The organism is Sphingomonas canadensis, assembly GCF_026013525.1.
Classification (GTDB): Bacteria; Pseudomonadota; Alphaproteobacteria; order Sphingomonadales; family Sphingomonadaceae; genus Sphingomonas; species Sphingomonas canadensis.
This window is the reverse complement of record NZ_JAPDRA010000002.1, coordinates 149010-174407: the sequence shown is the minus strand read 5'-3', so window position 1 is coordinate 174407 and position 25398 is coordinate 149010. Positions and strand designations below refer to the sequence as shown.

Below are 25398 nucleotides of genomic sequence, written 5' to 3'. Positions count from 1 at the left end.
GCCCGCGTGAAATCCGTTCCACGCGCCGGATGGCGGGCTATAGTCCCGCAATGGCAATAGGGGGGACTGAGAGGATGATCCGGTATCTGCTGGCGATGCTGATGGCGCTGGCCTGCGCGATCCCCGCGGCGGCGCAGCCTCCGGCGCCCTCCCCGCCCCCAGCCCCGGTGCGCGTCGCGATCGAGACCGACGCGGGCACCATCGTCGCGGAAATCTTCGTCGCCCAGGCGCCGGTCTCCGCTGGCAACTTCCTGCGCTATGTCGATTCGGGGCGGCTCAACGGGATGAGCTTCTATCGCGCCGTGCAGGTCGAGCATCGCTGGGGCTTCGTCCAGTTCGGCGTGCGCGCCAATCCGAAGAAGGTGTTTCCCCCGATCCGCCACGAACCCACCAGCGAGACCGGCCTTTCGCACCTGAACGGCACGCTATCCACCGCGCGGCTGGCCCCCGGCACCGCGCAGGGCGATTTCACCATCATGGTCGGCGACCAGCTCTATATGGACGCCGATCCCGCGCGCGCCGAGGAGAAGGAGGGCTATGCCGCCTTCGGCCGCGTCGTGGAGGGGATGGAGGTGGTCCACGCGATCCTGGACGGCCCGAAGAGCCCCACCGGCTATTTCAAGAACGAGGAACTGATCACGCCGGTGAAGATCATCCGCGCGCGGCGCCTGCCCTGACGGGCGAGGCCCGTTTCCGGGCGATGAGGTGGTAGCGGAGGAGGGACTTGAACCCCCGACACGCGGATTATGATTCCGCTGCTCTAACCAGCTGAGCTACTCCGCCCCGGCACCCGGCCTTACGGCGAGCGCGCGACATAGGTAAGTGCCGCGCACCGGTCAAGCCAATTGGATCAGCCGAACATGTGGCGCGACAGCGGCTCCCAAGGCCCGCCGCGATACCACCATGCCGCCAGCCCCGCGATCGCCAGCGGGCGCGGCTCGAAGGTCGCCGCAAGCTCGGTCCGGGTCGCGATCGCCGTCATGCGCGGCACGTTGTTCTGGATGGTGACGTGCGGCGCCCATCCGGCGCTGTCGGTAGGGCCCAACAGCCCGGCCAGCGCCTCCGCCAGCCGCGCGCGGATCGCCAGCAGGCCCGGCGATTCGATGCGGATGGCGACGCCGTCGTTCAGGTCCATCAGCCCGCTCAGCCGCGCCTGCGGCGGCTTCACCCCCCGCGTCTCGCCCGCCAGCCGGCGCTTGACCTCGGCGGCGGCGGAGGGCGGCAGGTGGCTGAACATCGTGCAATGCGCGGGCACCACATTGTGCGCGGCCGGATAATAGCGGCGGCGCAGCGCATCCAGCCGGGCGAAATCCTCGCTGCCGAACAGCGCGGTGACGATCAGCGGGGCGGGCCGTTCCGGCTCCACCCGCGTCAGATCTCCACCTGGCTGCCCAGCTCCACGACGCGGTTGGTGGGCAGCTTGAAGAACTCCATCGCGCTTTCCGCGTTGCGCAGCATCCAGGCGAACAGCTTCTCGCGCCAGATCATCATCCCCGGCCGCGACGAGGGCAGCAGCGTCTGCCGCGCCAGGAAGAAGCTGGTGTCCATCATCCGGAACTCGGCGCCGCAATCGTTCACCTGCTTCAGCGCGGCGGGCACGTCGGCTTCCTGCATGAAGCCGTATTTCAGCACCATGCGGTGGAAGCCCTTGCCCAGATCCTCGATCTGCATCCGCTTCTCGTCGGGCACGAAGGGCGAATCGCTGATCTTCACGGTCAGCAGGATCACGCGCTCGTGCAGCACCTTGTTGTGCTTCAGATTGTGGAGCAGCGCGTGCGGCACGCCTTCGGGCGTGGAGGTCATGAACACCGCGGTGCCGGGCACGCGCGTCGCCGAATTGGCGGCCGAATCGATGAAGATCTTGATCGGCATCGCGCTCTCGCGCAGCCGCTGGAGCATCAGCTTGCGGCCCTTCGACCAGGTGGTCAGCAGGGTGAAGACGATGAAGCCCACCAGCAGCGGGAACCAGCCGCCGTCCGGAACCTTGGTCAGGTTCGCGGCGAAATAGGCCAGGTCCACGGTGAAGAACAGCGCCAGCAGCGGCAGCGCGTACCGCTTCTGCCACTTCCACAACGAGAACAGCACCACCGCGAGCAGGCAGTTGTCGATGAACATCGCGCCGGTGACGGCGATGCCATAGGCCGCGGTCAGGTTCGAGCTGGTCTGGAAGGTCAGCACGAGCAGGATCACCATGACCATCAGCGCCCAGTTGACGATCGGGATATAGATCTGCCCCGCCGTCGCCGCGCTGGTATGCTCGATGCGCAGGCGCGGGATGAAGCCGAGCTGGATCGCCTGCTGCGTCACCGAGAATGCGCCGGAGATCACCGCCTGGCTGGCGATGATCGCCGCCATCGTCGCCACGCCCACCAGCGGAAGCTGAAGCGCCTCGGGCGCCAGATTGTAGAAGGGGCTCTTCAGCGCCGCCGCGTCGCGCATCAGCAGCGCGCCTTGCCCCATATAGTTGCACATCAGCGCCGGCAGGACGAACCACAGCCACGACACGCGGATCGGCTTGCGGCCGAAATGCCCCATGTCGGCATAGAGCGCCTCAGCACCCGTAACCGCCAGAACGACCGAGCCGAGCGCCAGGAAGGCAGCCAGCGGATCGTCTGCGAAGAAGGCCACGGCATAGAGCGGATCGAGCGCCCACAGCACCTCGGGCGTCTTGATGAAGCTCAGCACCCCCAGCGTCGCGATGACGAGGAAGTAGAGCATCATGATCGGGCCGAACAGCGCGCCCACGCGCGACGTGCCGGTCCGCTGGATCGAGAACAGCAGCACAAGGATCGCCACAGCGAACGGTACGATCAGCCCCGACAGGTTCGGTGCCGCCACCGCGATGCCTTCCACCGCCGACAGCACGGACACCGCCGGTGTGATCATCGAATCGCCATAGAAGAGCGCGGTGGCGAACACGCCCAGCAGCACGATGCCCGCCGTCCAGCGCTTCTCCGATCCGCTGCCGGAGATCAGCGCGAGCAGCGCCAGGCTGCCGCCCTCGCCCTTGTTGTCGGCGCGCATGATGACGACGACATATTTCAGCGTCACCACCGCCATCATCGACCAGAACATCAGGCTGATCACGCCCATGATGTGGAGCTGGTCCAGCGTCAGCGGGTGATGACCGGCGAAGGTCTCGCGGAACGCATAGAGCGGGCTGGTGCCGATATCGCCGAAGACGATGCCGATCGCGCCGAGCGCGAGCTTCCAGGTCGCGTCCTGCGCATGGCCGTGGCCGGCGTGCGAATCGTCCTGCGCGTGGTCCTGCGCCACGCCCTGCGGGCTATCTGTCACGGGAGAGGCTGTCGTGCCGGGAGTTCAAGAGGATGGGTCATGCGAGACCAGCTTAGCCCTCGTAAATGTGGCGCGCCGTTAGCACGTGCAACATGCCGCCGCAATGGGCGCTCTTCCTATGGCGCGGCACCGCGCAGCCCAGCGCGTCAGCGCAGCCCGGCGAAGATCGCATCGCCCTCGCTGCGGGTCGGCACGGATCGCAGGACGAAGCTGGAGTTGATCGTCACCACCCCCGGCAGCCGCCCGAGCTGCTCGCGGTGCAGCCGCTCGTAATCGTCCAGATCCCGGCACAGGATCTTCAGCCGGTAATCCTGCCCGCCCGAAACCAGCGCGCATTCCACCACCCCGTCGATCTGCTCCACCGCGCGCTCGAACAGCGCCAGATCCTCCTCGGCCTGGGTGCCCAGCGTGATATCGACAAGCGCCGTCACCCGGTATCCCAGCCGCCGCAGCCCCAGCCGCGCCGAATAGCCGCGGATATGCCCGCTCGCCTCCAGCGCCTGGATGCGCCGCGTGCAGGCCGATTGCGAAAGCCCCACCTCGCCCGCGATCTGGCTTACCGGCGCGCGCGCATCGGCCACCAGCCGCCGGAGGATCGCTGCGTCAATTCTGTCCATTGCGCATGAATATCTCATAATTCCTAGATATGATATGGATATATGCGCGATTGCCCCGGTCTGCGCGGCAACTTGCAGAGACTCGCACCCCAGCCCCAGTGTATGGCCACTGCCACGAAGCATTTGGGGAGACAGGCAATGCGCGTCGGCGTTCCGAAGGAGATCAAGAACCACGAATATCGCGTCGGGCTCACTCCGGCGTCGGTGGCGGAGCTGACCGCCGCGGGCCATTCGGTACTGATCGAGACCAACGCCGGCATCGGCATCGACTTCACCGATGCGGATTATGTCGCGGCCGGCGCCACCATCGCCCCAAGCGCGGCGGCGGTGTTCGCGGGCGCCGACATGATCGTGAAGGTGAAGGAGCCCCAGCCGCAGGAGATCGCTCTGCTGGAGCCGCGCCACACGCTGTTCACCTATCTCCACCTGGCGGCCGACAAGGCGCAGGCCGAGGGGCTGATGAAGTCCGGCGCGACCTGCATCGCCTATGAAACCGTCACCTCCGACGCGCGCAGCCTGCCGCTGCTTAAGCCGATGAGCGAGGTCGCGGGCCGCATGTCGATCCAGGTCGGCGCGCACTATCTTGAGAAGGAACAGGGTGGCCGCGGCGTGCTGCTGGGCGGCGTGCCCGGCGTGGCTCCGGCGCGAGTCGCGATCCTGGGCGGCGGCGTGGCGGGCATCAACGCCGCGCAGATCGCGGTCGGCCAGCGCGCCGACGTGACCATCTATGACATCAACAACGATCGCCTGGCCGAGCTGGATCTCCATTTCGGCAGCCAGATCAAGACCGCCTATGCCAGCAAGGCCGCCGTCGCGGCCGCCGTGGCGCGTGCGCATCTGGTGATCGGCGCGGTGCTGGTGCCCGGCGCGGCCGCGCCCAAGCTGGTCACGCGCGAGATGCTGAAGACGATGAAGCGCGGATCGGTGCTGGTCGATATCGCGATCGATCAGGGCGGCTGCTTCGAGACGAGCCACGCCACCACCCATGCCGATCCGGTCTATGAGGTGGATGGCATCATCCATTATTGCGTGGCGAACATGCCCGGCGCGGTGGCGCGCACCTCGGCCTTCGCGCTCAACAATGCCACCCTGCCCTTCGTGCTGAAGCTGGCGAACAAGGGCGCCGAAGCCGCGATGCGCGCCGATCGCCACCTGGCGGCGGGGCTGAACGTCTCGGCCGGCAAGATCCGCCACGCCGCGGTGGCCGAGGCGCTGGAACTGCCGTTCGAGGCCTGGAACTGATCGATTCCCCCGGCGCGGGCCGGGGGAAACCCCTTCAGGGCGCGGCCTGGCCGTTCGCGGGTTCGGGAGCGGCCGGCTCGGGCGGCCCGGCCGGGGCACCCTGCCCCGCGCCGGCCGCCAGCACCTCGTCCAGCCGCGCGAGCTGGGCTTCCAGCAGCGAACGGTAGCTCGCGTCGGCGGGCGACAGCGCCACCGCGCGTTCCCACAACGGGCGCGCGGCGGCGAACTGCCCCGATTTCACCTGAGCCAGCCCCATGAAGAAGGGCGGCCCGGGGTGATCCGGCGCCAGTTCCATCGCCCGGCGGAAGGCATAGGCCGAGGCGGGCGACACCATTCCGCCGTCATGCTCGGCCAGCGTCACGCCCAGCCAGGTCCACAGCCCGGCGTTCTTGGGCTCTTTCTGCACCGCGCCCAGCATCGCCCGCACGGCCGAATCGCGCGCGCCGATCCGCGTCATCGCATCCGCCATGCCGAAATAGCTGTAGGCGGTGTTGTAGCGGCCGAACATCGTCTCGCGGATCTCGATCAGCCCGGGGTCGATCTCGCCCTTGCGCTCGACCGCCGCCACCGGATGCCCCGGCTGATCCGGGCTCCCCTGCCAGGCATAGCCGGCCGCGCCCAGCGTCAGCGCGGTGGCCGGGATCGTCCACAACCGCCGCGGAAAGCCGCCGAACCACAGCCCGGCGAACGCCAGCACCGCCAGCCCCAACAGCATCGCCCAGCCCATCAGGCCTCCTCCCCCTCGATCGTGGGGTCGCTCTTGCCGAAGCTGCGCCGCGCGATCAGCAGCCCGGCGGCGATCAGCAGCAGCGGCAGCAGCCACAAGGGCGCCGTCAGCCAACTGAACGGCGGATCATAGGTCACATAGTCGCCATAGCGTTCGACCAGCCATTTGCGCACCTCGGCGGGCTGCTGGCCCTCTGCGATCTTCTCGCGCACCAGCGCGCGCATGTCGCCGGCCATCTCCGCGTCCGAATCGGCGATCGACTGGCCCTGGCACACCAGGCAGCGCAGCGTCTCCATCAGCTTGCGCGCCTCGGCCTCCTTCGCCGGGTCCTTGAGCTGGGAATAGGCCAGCTCCGCCGGGGGCAGCGCCGAATCGGCGAGCACCGGCACCGCGATCATCGCCAGCAGCGCGGCGATCAGGTGGCGCAGCCTCATCGCGCCGCCTCCGCCAGCGCGGCGAGGATCTCCGGCACATCTTCCTCGCGGATATCGCCGATGTGCTGCTTCACGATCCGGCCCTTGCCGTCGATCACGAAGGTTTCGGGCACGCCCGACGATCCGAGCGCGAGCTGCGCGGCGCTGCGCGGATCGTCGCCGATACGGGCATAGGGGTCGCCATAGCGGCTCAGGAACGCCTCCACCGCCTCCGGCTTGTCGCGCACCGCCACCGCGTCGATCTCGACGCCAGCCGCCTTCAGCTTCATCAGTTGCGGCGCCTCGGCGATGCAGGGGATGCACCAGCTCGCGAAGACGTTGAGCAGCCGCGGCTTGCCCGTCGCCAGCTCGGCGGTGGTGAAGCCCGGCCGGTCGAGCAATAGCGGCTTCAGCGCCATCTGCGGCAGCGGCTTGCCGACCATGCCCGAAGCGATCGTGCGATCGGACGGCTTCCACAGCTCGCGCGCGGCGAAGCCGAAGACCACCGCGAACGCCAGTAGCGGCGCCCAGATCAGCAGCCCGCGCTTCATTCGCCGTCCTCCGCCCCGGCTGCCGGACGCCGCTCGCGCCGCAACCGCCCGATCATCGCCATCAGCCCGCCCAGCGCGATCAGGGCGCCGCCGAACCAGATCAGCGTGATCCATGGCTTCCACCACAGCCGCACCTGCCAGCGCCCATCGCCGGTGCCTTCACCCAGCACGGTGTAGAGCTGGCCGTCCGCCATGGTCTTGATCGCGGCCTCGCTGGTGGTGGTCACCGGCGAGCTGAAATAATGCTGGCCGGGGAACAGCACGAAGGGCGCACCGCCGCTGCGGGTGACATCCAGATGCGCCTGCATCGCGGAATAATTAGGCCCGATCGCGGGGCGCACATCGGCCAGCTTCACCTGGAACGGGCCTACCGTGGTGGCCTCGCCGGTACGCAGCGCCACAAGCCGTTCCTGCTTGAACGCCGCATCGCTCGCCATGCCGGCGATGCTCACCGCGATGCCGACATGCGCGATCACCATGCCCCAGATGTGCAGCGGAGTGCGGCGCAGGTTGCGCTTCCACAGCGGCAGCACGCTGGCCACCGCCAGCCCCGCCGCCAGCGCGAGCCCGATCAGCGCCACCCAGTCGCTGCTGCCGCTCAGCGCCGCCAGCGCAGCGAACGCCAGCACGGAAACCACCCCCGGCAGCGCCATCTGCCGCCCCAGCGCGCCCCAGCGGTCGCGCCGCCACTTCAGCAGCGGCCCGGCCATCGTCGCTACCACCAGCACCAGCGCCACCGGCACGCTCGCCTTGTTGAAGAAGGGCGCGCCGATCGAAAGCTGCTGCCCCATCGCCTGCGCCAGCAACGGATAGAGCGTGCCGATGAACACGATGCCCAGGATCACGCTGAGCAGCAGGTTGTTGAGCACCAGCGCGCCCTCGCGGCTGACGAGCTGGAAGGTCGATCCCTGCGTCACCGTGCTCACCCGCGCGCCGAACAGCGCCAGCGCCCCGCCGATATAGATGCCCAGCAGCGCCAGGATGAAGCTGCCCCGCGTCGGGTCCACCGCAAAGGCGTGGACGCTCACCAGGATGCCCGATCGCACCAGGAAGGTGCCGATCATCGACATCGAGAAGGCGACCACCGCCAGCATCAGCGTCCAGGCGCGCAGCCCGTCGCGCGTCGCCAGCACCGTCACCGAATGGAGCAGCGCCGTCGCCGCCAGCCACGGCATCAGCGATGCGTTCTCCACCGGGTCCCAGAACCACCAGCCGCCCCAGCCGAGCTCATAATAGGCCCAATAGCTGCCCGCGGTGATGCCGATCGTCAGGAACACCCAGGCGATCAGCACCCAGGGCCGCATCGCCCGCGCGAACGCCGGCCCCACCTCGCGCGTCAGCAGCGCGCCCACCGCGAAGCTGAACGCCACCGAAAGCCCGACATAGCCGAAGTAGAGCGTCGGCGGGTGGAAGGCGAGGCCGGGGTCCTGCAACAGCGGGTTCAGCCCCATCCCCTCCGGCGCGGGCGGGTTCAGCCGCAGGAAGGGGTTGGAGGCGATCAGGATGAAGGCATAGAAGCCGATCGCGATCGCCGCCTGCGCGCCCAGCGTCGCGGCCAGCGTCTTGCCGTCGATCCGCCGCTCCACCAGCGCCACGCCGCCTCCGGCCATGGCCAGCACGGTGACCCACAGCAGCATCGAGCCTTCATGGTTTCCCCATGCGCCCGCGAACTTGTACAGCCACGGCTTCTCGGAATGGCTGTTCTGCGCGACGAGCTGCACCGACATGTCCGATTGCAGGAACAACAGGATCAGCACGCCGAACGAGAGCATCGCCAGCACGCCCTGCGCCACCGAAACGCGGCGCGTGGCCGCCAGCAGCTCGGCCGACCCCGATCGCGCCGCGCCCCAGCCCAGCGCGAGCTGGACGAGCGCCAGCCCCGCGGCGAGCCACAGCGCGGCCAGGCCCGCTTCGGCGATCATTGCTTCAGGCTGTCCGTCTTGTACATCTTTCCGGCCATCTGCGGCGGCATATAGCGTTCGTCGTGCTTGGCCAGCAGGTTGTCGGCGGTGAAGCTGCCGTCGGGGTTGAACTTGCCTTCGGCCACCACGCCCGATCCTTCCTTGAACAGGTCCGGGGTCACGCCGCGGAAGCTTACCGGCACGGTCGCCTTGCCGTCGGTCACGGTGAAATGGACGGTCACGCCGTCGGCGGCGCGCTGGATCGATCCGCCCGCCACCATCCCGCCCAGCCGCACGGCGCGGCCCAGCGGCAGCTCCTGCCCCTTCACGTCCGCCGGGGCATAGAAGAACGCCGCCTGGTCCTGCAGCGCGGAAAGCGCGAGCAGCCCCGCCCCCACCACCGCGGCGACGCCGAGCAGCGCGAGTACGAGCCGCTGGTGTTTCGGCTTCACCATCATTGCCGCCGCCCCAGCGCCTCTGCCGCCGCCTCGGCCGCGCGCATCGCCAGCCAGCTCTGCACCGCCAGCCCCACGGCGCCGGCCAGCGTCACGGCATAGGCCGCGGTGATGAATGCCCAATGGTTCATCGCGCGGCCATCCGCTTCATCCTTGCTTCCACCTTCTGCTGGGCCAGCAGCGCGCGCATCCGCATCAGCACTACGCCCGCGAAGAACAGCGTGAAGCCGATGCCGGTAAAGCCCAGCGGCCACAGCATCGATCCGTCGATCTTCGATCCGGTCAGCCCGATGCTCTGCCCCTGGTGCAGCGTGTTCCACCACACCACCGAATAGCGGATTACGGGCAGCAGCACGCTGCCCGCCACGCCGAACAGCGCCGGCACGCGCCCGTCGCCGCCGCGATCGGCATCGGCGCGGGCCAGCGCGATATAGGCAAGATAGACGAAGAACAGCAGCAGCATGCTGGTCAGCCGCCCATCCCATTCCCACCAGGTTCCCCAGGTCGGCCGCCCCCAGATCGAACCGGTGATCAGGCAGATCGCCGCGAACACCGCCCCCGCCGGGGCACAGGCCCGCGCCGCTATCGCCGCCAGCGGATGCCGCCATACCAGATAGACCAGGCTGGAAAGCGCGATCCCGCTCCATCCCGCCATCCCCAGCCATGCCGCGGGAACATGGATGTAGAGGATGCGCACGCTCTCCTTCTGCAAATAGTCGGGCGGGGTCAGCGTCAGCCCGGCAAAGGCCCCGAACGCGGCCAGCACCACACCCGCCCAGAACAGGACCGGCGTCAGCGGCCGCGCGATCTTCAGGAAACGCGCAGGGTTGGCGAAGGCGTGGAGCGCAGGCACGGGCGGGGGGATAGCGGGGTTCGCGCGCGGAATCTACGTCCGGGATTGTCTCAATGGACGCCCCCGCGGCCCTTCCCGCGCCACTGCCCCGCGCGGACGCGGCAGGCCCTTCGCGATTTGCCGCCCGCCGCGGACGTGGAATAACCGCCACGGCGCCACGGGCGTCGATTCGGGGGAGAGACGGGGCCATGTCGCGACCAATCGGGCTGCTGATCGCCGCGGCCGGCGTTGCCGCCGGCTTCATCGTGCTGATCCAGCTCGGCTTCATATGGCATGGCGATGCCGCCCCGCCCGCGATCGCCGCCGCCTTCCCGTTCGCCGCCGCCCTGTTCGCGGTGCTGGCGCTATGGGGCGCCGCCGCGCTGTTCCGCAACGCCGGGCAGGCGGGAACGCGCCGCCGCGCCGCACGCGCGCTGCGCCGGGACGCCGATGGCTGGCGCCGCGAACGCGAGGCGCTGATCGCCCGCCTGGAGGCCGATCCGCAACTGAACGCCTATGCCGCCCGGATGCGCGCCGGCGAAAGCTGGAACGAAGACCAGATCGCCTATGATCGCGATCCCGATGCCGTCACGACCTGCAGCCATCTCGCCCCGATCGAACGGGCGATGCGCCGCCAGGGGATCGCGGTGAAGCTCCAGCAGCCCGGCATCCTGCACGCCCAATGCGTGGTGGACGAAGCGGCGCTCGATCAGCGCTTCGCGCTCGCGCGGCCGGGCTGGTACGGCCTGGTCCCTGCCTGGGACCGTTCCGCCGAAGACCCGCCCGCCGCCGTCTTTCGCTGCGACGAGCACCCGGCGACGATCTTCGTGGTGGAACGCGGCCAGGCGCAACCCGGCGTCCCGGCGTTCCCGGCCCAGGAGCGGGCTGGTGCCGCCTGAACAGGACGGACTCTAACCGAAATCAACGCCAGCGATCGCGCCGCGCAAGCGCCGGGGCCGTTCAGCCCCGGCCGATCAGCCGCTGGGCGATCCGGTCGGCGACCAGGCTGGCGGGGTCGCCGCTCGCTTCGCTCTCGTCCCAAACCTGGTTCAGCCGCGCGGGGATGGCTTCCACCTTGCGGTCCACCTCGGCGCGGTCCTCGACGCCCAGATACTCGAGCCCGACGTTGATGATGCCGCCCGCGTTGATCACGTAATCGGGGGCATAGAGGATGCCGCGCTCGTGCAGCCGGCGCCCGTCCTGGGCGGTGGCGAGCTGGTTGTTCGCGCCGCCGGCCACCACCTGGCAGCGCAGCCCCGCGATCGCGGATTCGGTCAGGATCGCGCCCAGCGCGTTGGGGCTGACGATGTCGGTTTCCAGCGACAGAATCTCCGCCGTATCCGCCGTATCCGCGCCCAGCTCCGCCGCCAGCGCGGCTGCGCGCGCGGTGTCCACATCGGCCAGCATCAGCCGGGCGCCGTCGGCCGCCAGCTTGCGTGCCACGCCGCCGCCCACGCTGCCCACGCCCTGGATCGCCACGCGCACACCCGCCATCGTATCGGCGCCCAGCCCGCGCTTCGCAGCCGCCTTGATACCCAGGTAGACGCCCGTCGCGGTGGTCGGCCCCGGATCGCCGCCCGGCTTGCCCGCCTCGGCCGGAAGGCCGGAGACATAGCGCGTGTCCGAAGCGATCGCCGCGATGTCCGCCGCGCTCATCCCAACGTCCTGCGCGGTGACATAGCGGCCGCCGAGCGTGTTGATCGCGCGGGCAAAGGCGCGGAGCATCTCCGGCGTCTTGGTGCGCGCGGCGTCGGCCAGGATCACGCCCTTGCCCCCGCCCAGCGCCAGCCCGGCCATCGCGTTCTTGTAGCTCATGCCCCGCGACAGGCGCAGCGCATCGGTGAAGGCGCCGCGCGAATCTGCATAGTGCCAGAAGCGCACGCCGCCCGCGGCCGGCCCCAGCGCGGTGGAATGCACCGCGACGACCGCGCTCAGCCCCGATTCGCGATCGGTAAACAGGTGAACGCCCTCATGGGCATCGAAATCGGGGAAGCCCCAGTCGGTGATCACGATCCATTCCTGCGGATGCGGCCGCGCCGCATGGTCAGCCAACGCTGATTCGGAAGATAATGGGGCGATCGACGGGACTTGAACCCGCGACCCCCGGTACCACAAACCGGTGCTCTAACCAACTGAGCTACGATCGCCGCGAAGGATGCGCGCTTAGCCGCAGGCGCAGCCGAGCGCAAGATAATGTCATGCCCTGCGAACGCTGTTTCGCGGGGCCGGGAAACAGGCCCTAGCCGCGCGACACGCGCACCGCTTCCTCGGGCGTGGTGACGCCTTCGCGCGCCAGCGCGCGGGCGGCCGACCCCAGGTTCGGCGCGTTCAGGAATGCGTGGCGGGCGATGATCGCCTCATCGCCGCCGTCATTGATCAGGCGGCGCAGCGCCGAATCGGCCACAATCCCTTCGAACACCCCGGTCATGCCGTCATAGCCGGTGCCGCCGCACGCATCGCAGCCGGCCGGCGCATAGACCACCACGCCCGGATCGAAGCCGAGCAGCGACGATACCGATCCCTGCGCCTGCACCGGCTGGCGGCATTCACGGCACAGCCGCTTCACCAGCCGTTGCGCGATCACCGCGCGCAGCGTGGAGGCCAGCAGGAAGGGCTCGATGCGCAGCTCGCGCATCAGCCGGATCGCGCCCACCGCGTTCGGCGCAGGCACGCCGGCAAGGACGAGCCGGCCGCTCTGCGCCGCCTGCAGGGCCGCCGCGGCGGTCTCGCGATCGGCGACGCGGCTTACCAGCACGGCATCCGGATCCTGCCGCAGCAGCGCGTGCAATCCCTCCGCCACGCGGCATCCGCGCGCGGGATCGGCGATCACCCGGCCGACGCCCGGCATCGGCGGCCCATCGAAATCCTCGACCGCCAGCAGGTTGCGCGCGCCATTGTCCAGCCGGTGCAACAGCGCGCGCAGCGTGGTGCGCTTGCCCGATTTGGGAGGCCCCGCCACCAGCACCAGCCCCTCCGGCCGCTCGAACAGCGGCTCCAGCGACTGGATCAGCGGCGCGCGCATGCCCAGCGCCTCGAGCGCGCCGTTGCCCTGCGCCAGGGCGCCCAGGTGAAGCACGATGCGATCGGCCTCGGGCGTGGCCAGCGTCGCCACGCTCACCTCGCGGCCCGCGACGCGCAACCCGCCAAGGTCCAGCCTGCGCAGCGCATCCGCGGCTTCGGCGCCGCCCGCCACCGGCATCGGCTCGGTCAGCCGCCCCGCCACGCGCATGCGCACGCGCGCCGCCTCCGCGCCCAGCTCCAGATGAACATGGGTCGCCTCGCGCGCGACCGCTTCCGCCAGGATCGTGCCGACCAGCCCGGACACGGCGCCGCCGCCCGGGCGCGCGCCTGCGGGGCGCGCCTCCGGTTCCAGCACCAGCGCTTGGGTTTCCAGCTCCATGCCGCAGCTTTGCCGTGATTACCTTTGGAGCGTTCCGCGTAGGGCGGTTTTGTGACGTGCCGCTTGCGCTTTTGTTACGTCGCGATGGCAGTTGCGGGCGGCACTGGAAACGGCTCCGGCGATTTGGCAAGAAGCCCGCGATGGCCGAGATTCCCGCCGCTACGCCCGCCGCCACGCCAGCCGACATGGGCGCGAACTTCGGTTCGGGGCACCCTTCGGAGCCGGTGGTGGCGCGCATCGCCGCCCACCCCGGGGTTCAGCGCGTGCCCAGCCCCAAGGTTTCGCTGTTCGTCGTCCGCGACTTCCTGACGCCGGAGGCCTGTGCCGCGCTGGTCGAGCGGATCGAGGCGGACCGGCGCCCGTCCACCATCTCCGATCACAATGGCGACTATGCCTTCCGCACCAGCGAGACGTGCGACCTGGACCCGGCCGACCCGCTTGTCGCCGGGGTGGAGGCGCGGATCGCGGACTTCCTGGGCCTCGATCCCGCGCACGGCGAGCCGCTCCAGGGCCAGCGCTATGAGATCGGGCAGGAGTTCAAGGCGCACACCGACTATTTCGAGCCCTCGGGCGCCGATTTCGCCAAATTCTGCACGATCGCGGGCCAGCGGACCTGGACGGCGATGGTCTATCTCAACGATGTCGAGGCCGGCGGCGCGACCCGGTTCAAGGCGCTCGACAAGATCATCCAGCCGGAAACCGGCAAGCTGGTCACCTGGAACAACCTGCGTCCCAACGGCACGCCGAACCCTTCGACGCTGCATCATGCGATGAAGGTCCGCGCCGGGCGGAAATATGTGATCACCAAATGGTATCGCGAGCGCCCCTGGGGCTGGTGAGCCGCCGGTAACCGTCCCCGCCCGCCAGTATTCGGAACGAAAACGATGGTCCCGCAACGGAAAAGGCCCGGGCCCGCCGTTGCGGAGCCCGGGCCTGATCCCCCTTTTGGCCTGGTCAAAAGGTCGCGCTAAGCCCGATCGAGAAGTTCCGGCCCAGCGCGTAGCTATTGATGTCACGCCGCACACCGTTCGGGAAGACCTGATATTCCTCATACTTCCGCCGCGTGATGTTCCGCGCCTCGAACTTGATCTCAAGATCGGTGCCCAGCACGCGAAATCCCTGACGCGCGACGATGTCGAAACGCCAGCCCGGCAGCTCGACAATGTTCGGCTCCGGAACGCCGGTGCCGCTCGGCGGCACGGGGCCGCGGGTGGTCACGCGCTCGCTGGCGTAGGTCGCCAGGAAGGTGAGCTGCGAGGTGGTTTCCTTGTCCTCGATGCCGAACTGGAAGTTGGCGATGTGGTTCGACTGGCCGACCAGCGGATCGCCGTCGACGAACAGGTTGTTCGCCGGGACATAGGTCGCCACCGCGCCCTGCAGCGGGCTCGGCACCAGCTCGGTGCCGACCTGCAGCTCCGACTTGGTGTAGGTATAGTTCGCCGCCAGCAGCAGGCGCCGCGTCTCGAAGCCCGAACCGAGGAAGTCGAGCGGGAAATACTTCTGCACATCGACCTCGCCGCCCCACAGGATCGCGCCGGGGGCATAGGAGAAGCCGACCTGCGGCGAGTTGGCGCCGCCGGGGAAGAAGGCCACCGTCTCGATCGGGTTCTTGATCTTCTTGTAGAAGCCCGCCGCGGTCACCCGCTGGTCGCGCCCGAAGAACCATTCGAGCCGCGCCTCATAGTTGTAGAGCTGCGAGTCGTTGAGCAGCGGGTTGCCGAAGAACTGACGGCCCGTGTCGTAATCGGTGTAGAGCTGGGGCGCGAGCTCGCGGAACTGCGGGCGCGCGATCGTCTTCGACGCATGCAGGCGAAGCTGCCAGTTCTCGCGGAAACCCCAGGTCAGCGTCGCCGCCGGCAGCCAGTAGCCGTTGGCGAGGCGCGTGTTGAGCAGGCCGCTGGTGTCGACGCTCTCCACCGCATCCTCGTAACGCACGCCCACGGTGGCGCGCAGATCGGCGATCGGCTCGATCTCCACCTGGCCATAGCCGGCGTTGATCGTCAGCGCGCCCTCATATTCCGCCGCGCCCGAGGCCGCGGTGGTGTTGTGCAGCTCGATGCAGCTCGTTCCGGTGAAACCCGGGATCCAGCGCGAGCAGCCGTTGAGGATGGTATCGTCCGACAGCAGGTAATCGGGCCGGAGCTGGCCGAGCACCAGCGGCAGCGAGCTGCCGTTCGGGCCGTAATATTGGAACTGGTAACGGCTCGAGAAGCGGTCGGTGTCGCTGTAATAATAGCCCGCCGAGACCGAGAAGGGGAAATCGGTGGGGATGCGGTAGGCGAGGTCCAACTGGCCGCCCCACAGCGTCTCGTCCAGATCGCTGAACGCCACCGTCGCCGGGGTCAGCGTGCCCAGCGTGTTGACGTAGTCGTTCACCGGGGTCGAGAAGATCGATTCGATGAACTGGTAGCGGAAATAGCGCTCATACGGCGACTTGCGCTTGGTGTTGGCATAGGAGCCGCGCGCATCGACCGAGAGATCGCCGAAGCGGAATTCGCCCGCGATCTGCGAGTTGATGAGCTGGCGCTCGAACCAGTTGGTCGACTGGTCGATGAACGGCTGGTTGCCGTTGATCACGTCGAAGTTGTTGCCTTCGCCGCCCGCACCCAGGCTGGTCTGCTTGATCGTGTCGTGGATGTAGACGTTGGTCAGGCGGATCTTGTGCTCGCCGAACTCCGCGCCCAGGCCCAGCAGGCCGTTCACCAGCACGCGGTTGTCGGTGGTTACGGTGCGGAAATCCTTGGTCAGGCCGCCGTCGTTGTCGCCGGCGAACTGCTGGATCGCATCGCGCGTGCGCCACGAGTTGCTGAAGCCGCCTGCCGCGATCGCGCCCAGGCGCACGGTGCCGACGTCGATCGATCCGCCCGCGCTCAGGTCCCACGAAAGATTGGGCGGGATGTGGTAGTTGGTCTGGACCAGCGTCGTCTCGGCGTTGGTCAGGCCGGTGATCTGGTTCGACGTCAGGATCGCGGTGCGGTTGCGCCCCGCGTCCAGGATCACCGACGGAACGTCGCGCTCGCCCGAGTCATAGCCGAAGAAATCGGCTTCGCCGCCGTCATAGACATAGCCCAGCTCGCTGGTGGTGGACGTGTCGAAACCCACCGACGCGCCGGCGGTGATGAACGCCTCACGCGGCACGGCGCGGGTCGTGAGGTTGATCACGCCGCCGCCGAACTCGGCCGGATAGTTCACCGAATAGCTCTTCTGCACCAGCGCCGATGCGACGACGTTGGTCGGGAAGATGTCGAGCGGCACGACGCGCTTCAGCGGCTCCGGGCTGGGCAGCGGCGATCCGTTGAGCATCGACGAGGAATAGCGGTCGCCAAGGCCGCGGACATAGACGAAGCCGTTGCCGACGACGCTGAGGCCGGTCACGCGGGTCAGCGCGCCCGCGATGTCACCTTCGCCGGTACGTGCGATCTCCTCGGTGGAAAGCACCGATACGACCTGCGGCGTGGCGCGCACCACATTGGGGATGTTGCGGCCGACGACGACGATCTCGTCGGTTCCCTGCATGTCCATGCCGGGCGCGGAGATATCGACACCCTCGTCGGCGGGTGCTTCCTGCGGCGCCTCTTCCGTGGCGGGGGCATCCTCCGTGGCGGGAGCGGTCGCGTCCTGGACCTGCTGGGCGAGCGCTGCGGGCGCCACCAACTGCGTGGTTGCGAGGAGAAGGCTCCCCAAGGCGAGCGGCTTTTTCATCGGCGTATCCCGGCTGTGGTCATTTGGAAACGAGGCGCGGAGCGGCGCCATGGCCGCCCCGCGCCCCGCGATGCGCGTCAGCTCAGAGCGGCAGCGCGGTGCAGTTGCCGCTCGCCGAGCCGAAGTTCGCCCGGTTGGAGTTGCAGGTCCACTTCTGGAACCAGGTCGCGTTCGGATCGCCCGCCGTCGGCGAGATCGCGCCGAGATAGGCGGCGTTGACGAAGAACGCGGCCAGGCCGGACGCGGGCTGCGGGTTGAAGTTCGCAGCGTTCACCGCGGTGATGCCCGCGGCGCCCGTGCCGGGCAGGAAGCCGCTGGTCAGCGCGTTCGCCGCGGTGCCGTTGATCTCCACATTGTTGCCCGGGATTTCGGTAAAGGCCTGCTGCTCCGCCGCGGTGACGCTGACGCCGTTCACCGTGGTGGTGGCATATTTGGTCGCGCCGCAGGCGAAGTACATCGACTGGAGCTTCGGCGGGCCGAAGTCGGCCAGCGCGCCCAGGCTCTCGGCGGCGCTCGGCGAGGTGCTCGAGGGCGTCGAGTCCGCCGGGCGAATCGTCGTCTTGTCGGCACCCACGACCGCGCTGGCCGCGGTGACCATGCAGGCGTTCGGCGTCACGACGATGCCGTTCACCAGGCGGACATCGGCCGCACCGCGGATGCGAAGCGCCGGCTGGTTGGCGTTCGAGTTGGTGTGGACGAACGTGAAATTGGCGATCTGGCCCCAGGTGCGCGGCAGCGCGTCGTCGTTGTTGTTGGAGTCGATCTCCATCATGTAGTTGTCCGACTGGGTGTTCGTCGGCTTCTGCACCGCCAGCAGGAACTGCACCTGGCCGCGCCAACCCACATCGAAGTCGAAGCTGTCGTCATCGGCGCCGGTGATCGCCACATACTTCATGTTCGCGCGACCGCCGAAGATCTCGATGCCGTCGTCCGAGCTGTTGTGCGAATGGACGTGATCGATCGTGGTGCCATAGCCCACGCCGCCCAGCGTCAGGCTCTGCAGCTCGACGTCGGGCGCCAGCGTGGTGCCCGAGAAGCGGAACTGGACGTAGCGCAGCGTGCCGCTGTTGTCGGCCGGCGCGTTGCCGCCGTACAGCGCGGTGCCGGTGCCTTCGACCACGTTCTCGCAGTTCGCGGCGCCGCCGGTGGTGCCGCCCAGGTTGCAGTTCGAGACAGGCGCGCGGCCGGCCAGGATCAGGCCGCCCCACTGGCCCTGCGACTCCTCGGTCGCGGTGCCGGCCAGGTTCTGCTGCGAGGTGAAGATGATCGGCAGCGTCTCGGTGCCCTCGGCCAGGATGCGCGAACCACGGTTGATGACCATGAAGTCATTGTCGGCGTTCGAGGCGTTGGCATAGAGGATCACGCCGGGCTGCACGGTCAGGATCGCGCTCGACCCGCCCGGAGCGGTGCCGGCGCCGCCCATGTCGATGCCCACGTCGACGCGGCTGTTGATCTCATAGGCGACGCCCGGGAGCTTCGCGAGCGTGGTCGTGCCGGTGATCAGCGACGGCAGGCGGCAGCCGCGGAACGAGCCGACGACGCCCACGTCGGTGGTGCCCGACGGGCAGGACGCGGCCGGAGTACCCGGGGTCGGCGTCGGGGTCGGGGTCGGCGTCGGGGTCGGCGCGGGAGCCGGCGCGGGAACGACGATCACGCCCTCACCGGGCGAACCGACGCTCACGGCGCCATCGCAGGCGCTCAGCGCTACGCCGGCGCAGCTTGTCATGAGGATGAGGCCAAGACGGCGGTGCATGCTTGCCATAAAATCTCCGTTCCGGCGGAAGGCCGGGTTGAGCGGGTGCGGGTCGTGCGGGATCGACTCGGTTCCCCCTGCCGATCGCAAGGGCCGCGCTACGGACGGAGCATGACTCGGGCGTGCGAGTTCGAAGACTCTAGCGGGTCAGTAAAATGACGGGATTATGACGATGCTGCGGGGCAACATGCGCCGGATGCGGCCCGGCGGGCGGCGCCGCCGCGCCATCGCCACAAGCAAAAGGCCCGCCGGTCTGGGGGGACCGGCGGGCCTTTCTATATGGTGGGCGCGGCAAGGATTGAACTTGCGACCCCTGCGGTGTGAACACAGTGCTCTACCACTGAGCTACGCGCCCATTGCCCATTCGGGCGAAGCGGGAAGCGGGCCTTTAGGCGGCGCGCAGCCGCCTGTCCAGCCCCCCGTTCGCCATATCAGTTGACCGCGTCCTTCAGGCCCTTGCCCGCCTTGAACTTGGGCTGCGAGGTGGCCGGGATCGGCATCGGCTCGCGCGTGCGCGGGTTGCGGCCCATCGAGGCCTTGCGCTTGCTGACCGAGAAGGTGCCGAAACCGACGAGACGCACCTCGTCGCCTTTCTTCAGGGCGGTCTGGATCGCTTCGAACACAGCCTCGACGGCGCGGGTGGCGTCGCCCTTTCCGAGCCCAGAGGTCTCCGCGACCTGGCTGATAAGCTCCTGCTTGTTCATCTTCCGGGGATCCCCTTTTTGGCGGCGGCGCCGTGACTCCATGCTCGCGGCGGATACGCCAGCAAGCACGGCGGCGCCGCCGCCGTCAACGCAATTCCGCCTTGTTTCCGCCCGGAACGGCGAAAAGCCCAACCGTTTCAGTGGCGATGCGCAGGCCCGGAGATGCCCGGCATGCCGGCCGGCGGCTGCGCCGCCAGCTCGTCCGCATCGGTCCAGTCGATGGCGCTCAGCGGCTCGGTCAGCGCCAGGCGCAGCACCTCGTCGACATGCTTCACCGGGATGATCTCCAGCCCGGCACGGATGTTGGCCGGAATCTCCGCCAGGTCCTTCTCGTTCTCGGTCGGGATCAGCACGGTCTTGATGCCGCCGCGCAGCGCCGCGAGCAGCTTTTCCTTCAGCCCGCCGATCGGCAGCACGCGGCCGCGCAGCGTCACCTCGCCGGTCATCGCCACGTCGCGGCGGACCGCGATGCCGGTCAGGGTCGACACCAGCGACGTCACCAGGCCGATGCCCGCGCTCGGCCCGTCCTTGGGCACCGCGCCTTCGGGCAGGTGGACGTGGACGTCCTTGCGCCCGAACACGCTGGGCTTGATCCCATAGGCCGGACTGCGCGCCTTGACGAAGCTGAAGGCGGTCTCGACCGATTCCTTCATCACGTCGCCCAGCTTGCCGGTGGTCTTGATCGCGCCCTTGCCGGGCACGGTCACGCTCTCGATGGTCAGCAGCTCGCCGCCCACCTCGGTCCAGGCCAGGCCGGTGACGGCGCCGATCTGATGCTCTTCCTCCGACAGGCCGTGGCGGTATTTCTGCACGCCGGCGAACTCGGAGAGGTTGCCGGGCGTGATTGTCACGCTCTCCGCCTTGCCCTCCAGGATCTTGCGCAGCGCCTTGCGGGCCAGCTTGGCGATCTCGCGCTCCAGCGTGCGGACGCCCGCCTCGCGCGTATATTGCTGGATCAGCGCGCGCAGGCCCTCCTGCGTCAGCGTGAACTCGCCGTCCTTCAGGCCATGCGCCTCGATCTGCTTGGCGATCAGGTGGCGCTCGGCGATCTCGACCTTCTCGTCCTCGGTATAGCCCTCCAGCCGGATGATCTCCATCCGGTCGAGCAGCGGCTGCGGCAGGTTCAGCGTGTTCGCGGTGGTGACGAACATCACGTCCGAAAGATCGATGTCGATCTCCAGATAATGGTCGTTGAACTTGCTGTTCTGCTCCGGGTCCAGCACCTCGAGCAGCGCGCTCGCGGGATCGCCGCGGAAATCCTGGCCCAGCTTGTCGATCTCGTCGAGCAGGAACAGCGGGTTGCTGGTCCCCGCCTTGCGGAGATTGGTGACGATCTTGCCCGGCAGCGAGCCGATATAGGTGCGGCGGTGGCCGCGGATCTCGGCCTCGTCGCGCACGCCGCCCAGCGACTGGCGGATGAACTCGCGCCCCGTCGCCTTGGCGATCGACTTGCCCAGGCTGGTCTTGCCCACGCCCGGCGGGCCGACCAGGCACAGGATCGGCCCCTTCAGCTTGTTGGTGCGCGCCTGGACCGCGAGATATTCGACGATCCGGTCCTTGACCTTCTCAAGCCCATAGTGATCGGCGTCGAGGACATTCTCCGCCTCCACCAGATCCTTCTTCAGCTTCGACTTCTTGCCCCAGGGCAGGCCCAGCAGCACGTCCATGTAATTGCGCACCACCGTGGCCTCGGCGCTCATCGGCGCCATGGTCTTCAGCTTCTTCAGCTCGGCCTGCGCCTTGGTGCGCGCTTCCTTGGAAAGCTTCAGCGTGGCGATCTTCTGGGTCAGCTCGGCGATCTCGTCGCCCTCGCCTTCCTCGCCCTCGTTGCCCAGCTCGCGCTGGATCGCCTTGAGCTGCTCGTTCAGGTAATATTCGCGCTGGGTCTTCTCCATCTGCCGCTTCACGCGGCTGCGGATCTTCTTCTCGACCTGGAGCACGCCCAGCTCGCCTTCCATGAAGGCGAACACCATCTCCAGCCGCTTCTGCGGGTCCTGCTCGACGAGCAGCGCCTGCTTGTCGGCAACCTTCACGGCGATGTTGGAGGCGACCGAATCGGCCAGGCGGCTGGGATCGTCGAGCTCGGCGAGCTGCACCGCGGTCTCCGCCGGCAGCTTGCGGTTGAGCTTGGCGTAATTCTCGAACTGCTCGATCACGGAGCGCATCAGCGCCTTCAGCTCGGCGCTGGCGTTCTCGCCGGTCACCTCGCTCGCGGGAACGGGGCTGACCTTGCCGGTCAGGAAGCCGCCGGCCTCCTCTATCGCATCGAGCTGGCCACGCTCCTTGCCCGCCACCAGCACGCGCACCGTGCCGTCGGGCAGCTTCAGGAGCTGGAGCACCTCGGCCGAGACGCCGGTATCGTAGAGGTCCTCGCGCTGGGGATCGTCCTCGCTGGGATCGAGCTGGGCGACGAGGAAGATCTCCTTGTCGTCGGCCATCGCGGCCTCGAGCGCGGCGACCGACTTGTCGCGGCCGACGAACAGCGGCACGATCATGTGCGGGAACACGACGATGTCGCGAAGCGGAAGAACGGGATAGGATTGCTTCATGGGTACTCCGGCGGCCCGATTCCGGGCCTCACTTGACCACTATATGGGTAGTGCCGCCGCGGCATCAATCATGGAAGGAAGGAAAGCTTGACCGCACGGCCGCTCGCCCCGCTGCTGCTCGCCGTCGCGGCGCTGCCGCTTGCCGCCGCCGCGCCCGATCCGGGGCCGCTGCCGCTGACCGAGGTGACCATGCGATCCGGCGGCGTGCTGGTGCCCGAGCGCGCGGCGCTGCGGCTGGACCATGTCGATCTGGCGGTGGAGATACTGCCCGGCGAAGAGGCGCTGAAGGGCGTCGCGACGCTGACCATCACCACCTCCGCGCCGCAGACGCGGCTGCTGATCGACCTGGACCGCAACCTGCCGGTGAGCGCGGTTAGCATCGACGGGAAGGCGCTGGCCCCCGGCGCATGGACGAACCCGGACGGCCAGCTCGTCATCACGCTGCCCCGCCCCGCGGCGGCGGGCGCGAAGCTGGTCGCGCGCATCGCCTATGGCGGGCGCCCGCATGTGGCGGTGAACCCGCCCTGGGACGACGGGCTGGTATGGGCGCGCACCGCCGACGGCAAGCCATGGGTGGCCACCACCGCGCAGGGCTATGGCTGCGACCTGTTCTGGCCCTGCCTGGATTTCCCGCAGGGCGAGCCGGGCGGCGCGACGATCCACGTCACCGTGCCCGCCGGCCTTTCCGCGCCCTCCAACGGCGTGCTGACCGGGGTGGACCGTCTGCCCGACGGCCGCTCCACCTGGCATTGGAAGAGCGGGCCGATCAATCCGTACAATATCACGCTGGCCGCCGGCCCCTACAGCGAGCTGAGCGCGCGCTATCGCAGCCGCTTCGGCAATTTCATCCCGCTCAGCTTCTGGCACATCGGCCGCGACGCGCAGGCGCGCGAGCTGTTCGCCGAATTCCGGCCGACGCTGGATTTCTTCGAGAAGTTCGTCGGCCCCTATCCTTGGGGCAAGGAGAAGCTGGCGATCGTCGAGACGCCGCACCTGGGCATGGAGCACCAGACGCTCAACGCCTATGGCAACAACTACGCGAACGACGGCAACGGCTTCGACTGGCTGTTCCAGCACGAGCTGGCGCACGAATGGTTCGGCAACCAGATGACGGTGGCCAACTGGGACGATTTCTGGCTGCACGAGGGCTATGCCCAGTACATGCAGCCGCTGTACGGCCGCACCATCGGCGGCGAGGCACAGTACAAGCGGATGATGGCCGAGTTCCGCGCGATGATCGTCAACAACGCCCCGCTCGTTTCCGGCCGCGTCCGGATCGAGGAAGAGGTCTATGAAGAGGCGCTGGGCGGCCCGGCCGGCGACATCTATTACAAGGGCGCGTGGATGCTCCACACGCTGCGCAACACGATCGGCGACAAGGCCTTCTGGGAGGTGACGCGCCGCATCGTCTATGGCCGCCCCGATCCCAGGCCCGGCAATTTCAAGCCGCGCTTCGCCTCCACCGCCGAGTTCGTCGCCATCGTGAACCAGGTCACCGGGCGCGACTATGGCTGGTTCTTCGACGTCTATCTGCGCCAGGCCGCGCTGCCGCGGCTGGAGGCGGTGCATACGGGCGACGTGCTGAAGCTGGCGTGGAAGGCGCCGGGCGGAAAGCCCTTCCCGCTGCCGGTGGAGGTCGCGGTGCGCGGCAGCATCATCAAGGTGGGGATGCAGGGCGGCACGGGCGTGGTGAAGGTGCCGGCCGGGGTGATCCCGGTGGTGGACCCGGAGGCGAAGCTGCTCAAGCGATGATCCGGCGCCGCGGGCTGGCGCCCCGGCAGGCCGAAGGGGGGAAACGGCATGAACGACACGACGGATTCGAGCCTGTGGAACCCCGATCTGGCCCCTACCGGGCCGGATCAGCGGACCTGGATCTGGTATCATTACGCCGCGCTGTGGATCGGCATGATCATAGCCGTTTCGGGCTGGATGCTCGCGGCGGGGCTGGTCGAACAGGGCATGTCGGCCGGGCAGGCAACGTTCACGGTGCTGCTGGGCAACGTCATCGTGCTGATCCCGATGCTGCTGATCGGCCATGCGGGCGCGCGATACGGCATCCCCTATGCCGTGCTGGTGCGCGCATCCTTCGGCACCACGGGCGCACGGCTGCCCGCGCTGGCCCGCGCGCTGGTGGCGTGCGGATGGTATGGCATCCAGACCTGGATCGGCGGATCGGCGCTGCTGACGCTGCTGGGCGTGCTGCTGGGGCAGGACCTGCGCGGCACGCCGATGCCGCTGCTGGGCATCAGCTTCCCCCAGTTCGCCGCCTTCATCGCCTTCTGGGGCATCCAGCTCTTCTTCGTGCGCAAGGGGCTGCTGACGATCCGGCGGCTGGAGACCTGGACCGCGCCGGCCAAGATCCTGATCTGCGCGGCGCTGGTGTGGTGGGCGGTGAGCGCGGCGGGAGGTTTCGGCCCGATCTTCCACACGCCCTCTGCCTTCGGCCCCGGCGGGGCGAAGGAGGGGCAGTTCTGGAGCGTGTTCTGGCCCGCGCTCACCGCGATGGTGGGCTATTGGGCCACGCTGGCGCTGAACATCCCCGATTTCACCCGCTTCGCGCGCAGCCAGCGCGATCAGGCGCTGGGCCAGGCGATCGGCCTCCCGCCGATGATGGGGTTGATCGCGCTGGCCAGCGTGATCACCACCAGCGCGACCGTGGTGATCTATGGCACGGCGATCTGGGACCCGGTGGCGCTGGCGGGCACGCTGGCGGGGCCGTTCGTGCTGCTGGGGCTGATCGTGATCACGGTGGACACCGTTTCGTGCAACATCGCCGCGAACCTGGTCTCCTCCGCCTACGACTTCTCGTCGCTGTGGCCGGCGCGGATCAGCTACCGGACCGGGGGGATGATCACCGCGGCGCTGGGCATCCTGATCATGCCGTGGAAACTGCTGGAATCGACCGGCGGCTACATCTTCGTCTGGCTGATCGGATACAGCGCGCTGCTCGGCCCGATCGCCGGGATATTGATCGCCGATTACTGGATCGTGCGGCGCACCCGGATCGACGTGGAAGCGCTCTATCGGGCCGACGGCGCCTATGCCTATCGCGGCGGATGGAACCCGGCGGCACTGGTCGCCTTTGCGGCGGGCGTGCTGCCGAACCTGCCCGGCTTCCTGGCGACGGTGGCGCCGGACGCTTTCGGCTGGATCGGCGGCTTCTGGACGGCGGCCTATCCCTATGCCTGGTTCATCGGGCTGGCGATCGCGCTGCTGGTCTACACGGGGCTGATGAAGCTTCGCCGCTGATCCGCG

Annotated in this window: 22 protein-coding genes and 3 tRNA genes; 6 read left to right on the top strand and 19 right to left on the bottom strand. The window is 68.6% G+C overall.

Annotated features, from left to right (window positions below; translation table 11 throughout):
• The first annotated feature begins 74 nt into the window (after positions 1 to 74).
• Positions 75 to 677: a peptidylprolyl isomerase gene (locus tag OM513_RS05835; protein ID WP_264943212.1), complete on the top strand. Its 603-nt coding sequence runs from the start codon at positions 75 to 77 to the stop codon at positions 675 to 677.
• A gap of 29 nt (positions 678 to 706) precedes the next feature.
• Here OM513_RS05835 and OM513_RS05830 read toward each other — a convergent pair.
• The 4 genes from OM513_RS05830 to OM513_RS05815 all read right to left on the bottom strand — a co-directional run bounded on the left by OM513_RS05830 (position 707) and on the right by OM513_RS05815 (position 3914).
• Positions 707 to 783, bottom strand: a tRNA-Met gene (locus OM513_RS05830).
• A 67-nt stretch (positions 784 to 850) separates the two neighbouring features.
• The gene (locus OM513_RS05825) at positions 851 to 1366 is read right to left on the bottom strand and encodes a 2'-5' RNA ligase family protein (RefSeq protein ID WP_264943211.1); all 516 of its coding nucleotides are present in this window, start codon (positions 1364 to 1366) and stop codon (positions 851 to 853) included.
• A gap of 5 nt (positions 1367 to 1371) precedes the next feature.
• On the bottom strand, positions 1372 to 3297 hold the full coding sequence (locus OM513_RS05820) for a potassium transporter Kup (RefSeq protein ID WP_264943210.1): 1926 nt from the start codon (positions 3295 to 3297) through the stop codon (positions 1372 to 1374).
• A gap of 146 nt (positions 3298 to 3443) precedes the next feature.
• Entirely contained in the window at positions 3444 to 3914 is a 471-nt protein-coding gene (locus OM513_RS05815; protein ID WP_264943209.1) for an Lrp/AsnC family transcriptional regulator, read from the bottom strand.
• Between the two features lie 138 nt (positions 3915 to 4052).
• Here OM513_RS05815 and ald point away from each other — a divergent pair, with 138 nt between their 5' ends.
• Entirely contained in the window at positions 4053 to 5156 is a 1104-nt protein-coding gene (gene ald / locus OM513_RS05810; RefSeq protein ID WP_264943208.1) for an alanine dehydrogenase, read from the top strand.
• 34 nt (positions 5157 to 5190) lie between these two features.
• On the opposite strand, the gene OM513_RS05805 is transcribed toward ald, so the two are convergent.
• The 7 genes from OM513_RS05805 to ccmC are packed head-to-tail and all read right to left on the bottom strand — an operon-like array spanning position 5191 to position 10056.
• On the bottom strand, positions 5191 to 5883 hold the full coding sequence (locus OM513_RS05805) for a tetratricopeptide repeat protein (RefSeq protein ID WP_264943207.1): 693 nt from the start codon (positions 5881 to 5883) through the stop codon (positions 5191 to 5193).
• Positions 5883 to 6317 carry a cytochrome c-type biogenesis protein gene (locus OM513_RS05800; RefSeq protein WP_264943206.1) on the bottom strand — a complete coding sequence of 145 codons (435 nt, stop codon included), beginning with the start codon at positions 6315 to 6317 and terminating at the stop codon, positions 5883 to 5885. Before OM513_RS05800 ends, OM513_RS05805 begins: the two co-directional genes overlap by 1 nt.
• Complete coding sequence (locus OM513_RS05795; RefSeq protein ID WP_264943205.1) at positions 6314 to 6847, bottom strand: DsbE family thiol:disulfide interchange protein; 534 nt, start codon at positions 6845 to 6847, stop codon at positions 6314 to 6316. Before OM513_RS05795 ends, OM513_RS05800 begins: the two co-directional genes overlap by 4 nt.
• Positions 6844 to 8769 (bottom strand): heme lyase CcmF/NrfE family subunit, encoded by a 1926-nt coding sequence (locus OM513_RS05790; protein ID WP_264943204.1) that lies wholly within the window; start codon positions 8767 to 8769, stop codon positions 6844 to 6846. Before OM513_RS05790 ends, OM513_RS05795 begins: the two co-directional genes overlap by 4 nt.
• On the bottom strand, positions 8766 to 9200 hold the full coding sequence (gene ccmE / locus OM513_RS05785; protein ID WP_264943533.1) for a cytochrome c maturation protein CcmE: 435 nt from the start codon (positions 9198 to 9200) through the stop codon (positions 8766 to 8768). Before ccmE ends, OM513_RS05790 begins: the two co-directional genes overlap by 4 nt.
• 2 nt (positions 9201 to 9202) lie before the next feature.
• Positions 9203 to 9334 (bottom strand): heme exporter protein CcmD, encoded by a 132-nt coding sequence (gene ccmD / locus OM513_RS05780; protein WP_264943203.1) that lies wholly within the window; start codon positions 9332 to 9334, stop codon positions 9203 to 9205.
• Entirely contained in the window at positions 9331 to 10056 is a 726-nt protein-coding gene (ccmC, locus tag OM513_RS05775; RefSeq protein WP_264943202.1) for a heme ABC transporter permease CcmC, read from the bottom strand. Before ccmC ends, ccmD begins: the two co-directional genes overlap by 4 nt.
• Before the next feature lie 188 nt (positions 10057 to 10244).
• Between ccmC and OM513_RS05770 the strand changes: the two genes are divergently transcribed.
• On the top strand, positions 10245 to 10934 hold the full coding sequence (locus tag OM513_RS05770) for a hypothetical protein (protein WP_264943201.1): 690 nt from the start codon (positions 10245 to 10247) through the stop codon (positions 10932 to 10934).
• Positions 10935 to 10995: 61 nt separating this feature from the next.
• Here OM513_RS05770 and OM513_RS05765 read toward each other — a convergent pair whose 3' ends face one another.
• The 3 genes from OM513_RS05765 to OM513_RS05755 form a co-directional block, all read right to left on the bottom strand.
• On the bottom strand, positions 10996 to 12045 hold the full coding sequence (locus OM513_RS05765) for a Glu/Leu/Phe/Val dehydrogenase family protein (protein WP_264943532.1): 1050 nt from the start codon (positions 12043 to 12045) through the stop codon (positions 10996 to 10998).
• Between the two features lie 60 nt (positions 12046 to 12105).
• A tRNA-His gene (locus OM513_RS05760) sits at positions 12106 to 12182 on the bottom strand.
• Positions 12183 to 12274: 92 nt separating this feature from the next.
• Positions 12275 to 13435 (bottom strand): GspE/PulE family protein, encoded by a 1161-nt coding sequence (locus OM513_RS05755; protein ID WP_264943200.1) that lies wholly within the window; start codon positions 13433 to 13435, stop codon positions 12275 to 12277.
• A gap of 140 nt (positions 13436 to 13575) precedes the next feature.
• Here OM513_RS05755 and OM513_RS05750 point away from each other — a divergent pair, with 140 nt between their 5' ends.
• The gene (locus tag OM513_RS05750) at positions 13576 to 14274 is read left to right on the top strand and encodes a prolyl hydroxylase family protein (RefSeq protein WP_380916281.1); all 699 of its coding nucleotides are present in this window, start codon (positions 13576 to 13578) and stop codon (positions 14272 to 14274) included.
• Positions 14275 to 14389: 115 nt separating this feature from the next.
• Here OM513_RS05750 and OM513_RS05745 read toward each other — a convergent pair whose 3' ends face one another.
• From OM513_RS05745 to lon, 5 genes are all read right to left on the bottom strand, one after another.
• Positions 14390 to 17119, bottom strand: coding sequence for a TonB-dependent receptor domain-containing protein (locus OM513_RS05745; RefSeq protein WP_319951602.1), 2730 nt, complete (start codon positions 17117 to 17119; stop codon positions 14390 to 14392).
• Between the two features lie 100 nt (positions 17120 to 17219).
• Complete coding sequence (locus tag OM513_RS05740; RefSeq protein ID WP_264943198.1) at positions 17220 to 18899, bottom strand: hypothetical protein; 1680 nt, start codon at positions 18897 to 18899, stop codon at positions 17220 to 17222.
• Between the two features lie 271 nt (positions 18900 to 19170).
• A tRNA-Val gene (locus OM513_RS05735) sits at positions 19171 to 19245 on the bottom strand.
• A gap of 76 nt (positions 19246 to 19321) precedes the next feature.
• Positions 19322 to 19594: an HU family DNA-binding protein gene (locus OM513_RS05730; RefSeq protein WP_264943197.1), complete on the bottom strand. Its 273-nt coding sequence runs from the start codon at positions 19592 to 19594 to the stop codon at positions 19322 to 19324.
• A gap of 137 nt (positions 19595 to 19731) precedes the next feature.
• A complete protein-coding gene (gene lon, locus OM513_RS05725; protein WP_264943196.1) occupies positions 19732 to 22143 on the bottom strand; it encodes an endopeptidase La in 2412 nt (803 codons plus the stop codon).
• A 189-nt stretch (positions 22144 to 22332) separates the two neighbouring features.
• On the opposite strand from lon, the gene OM513_RS05720 reads away from it, so the two are divergent.
• Positions 22333 to 23895 (top strand): M1 family metallopeptidase, encoded by a 1563-nt coding sequence (locus OM513_RS05720; protein ID WP_264943530.1) that lies wholly within the window; start codon positions 22333 to 22335, stop codon positions 23893 to 23895.
• 48 nt (positions 23896 to 23943) lie between these two features.
• Complete coding sequence (locus OM513_RS05715) at positions 23944 to 25392, top strand: NCS1 family nucleobase:cation symporter-1 (RefSeq protein WP_264943195.1); 1449 nt, start codon at positions 23944 to 23946, stop codon at positions 25390 to 25392.
• Positions 25393 to 25398: the final 6 nt, after the last annotated feature.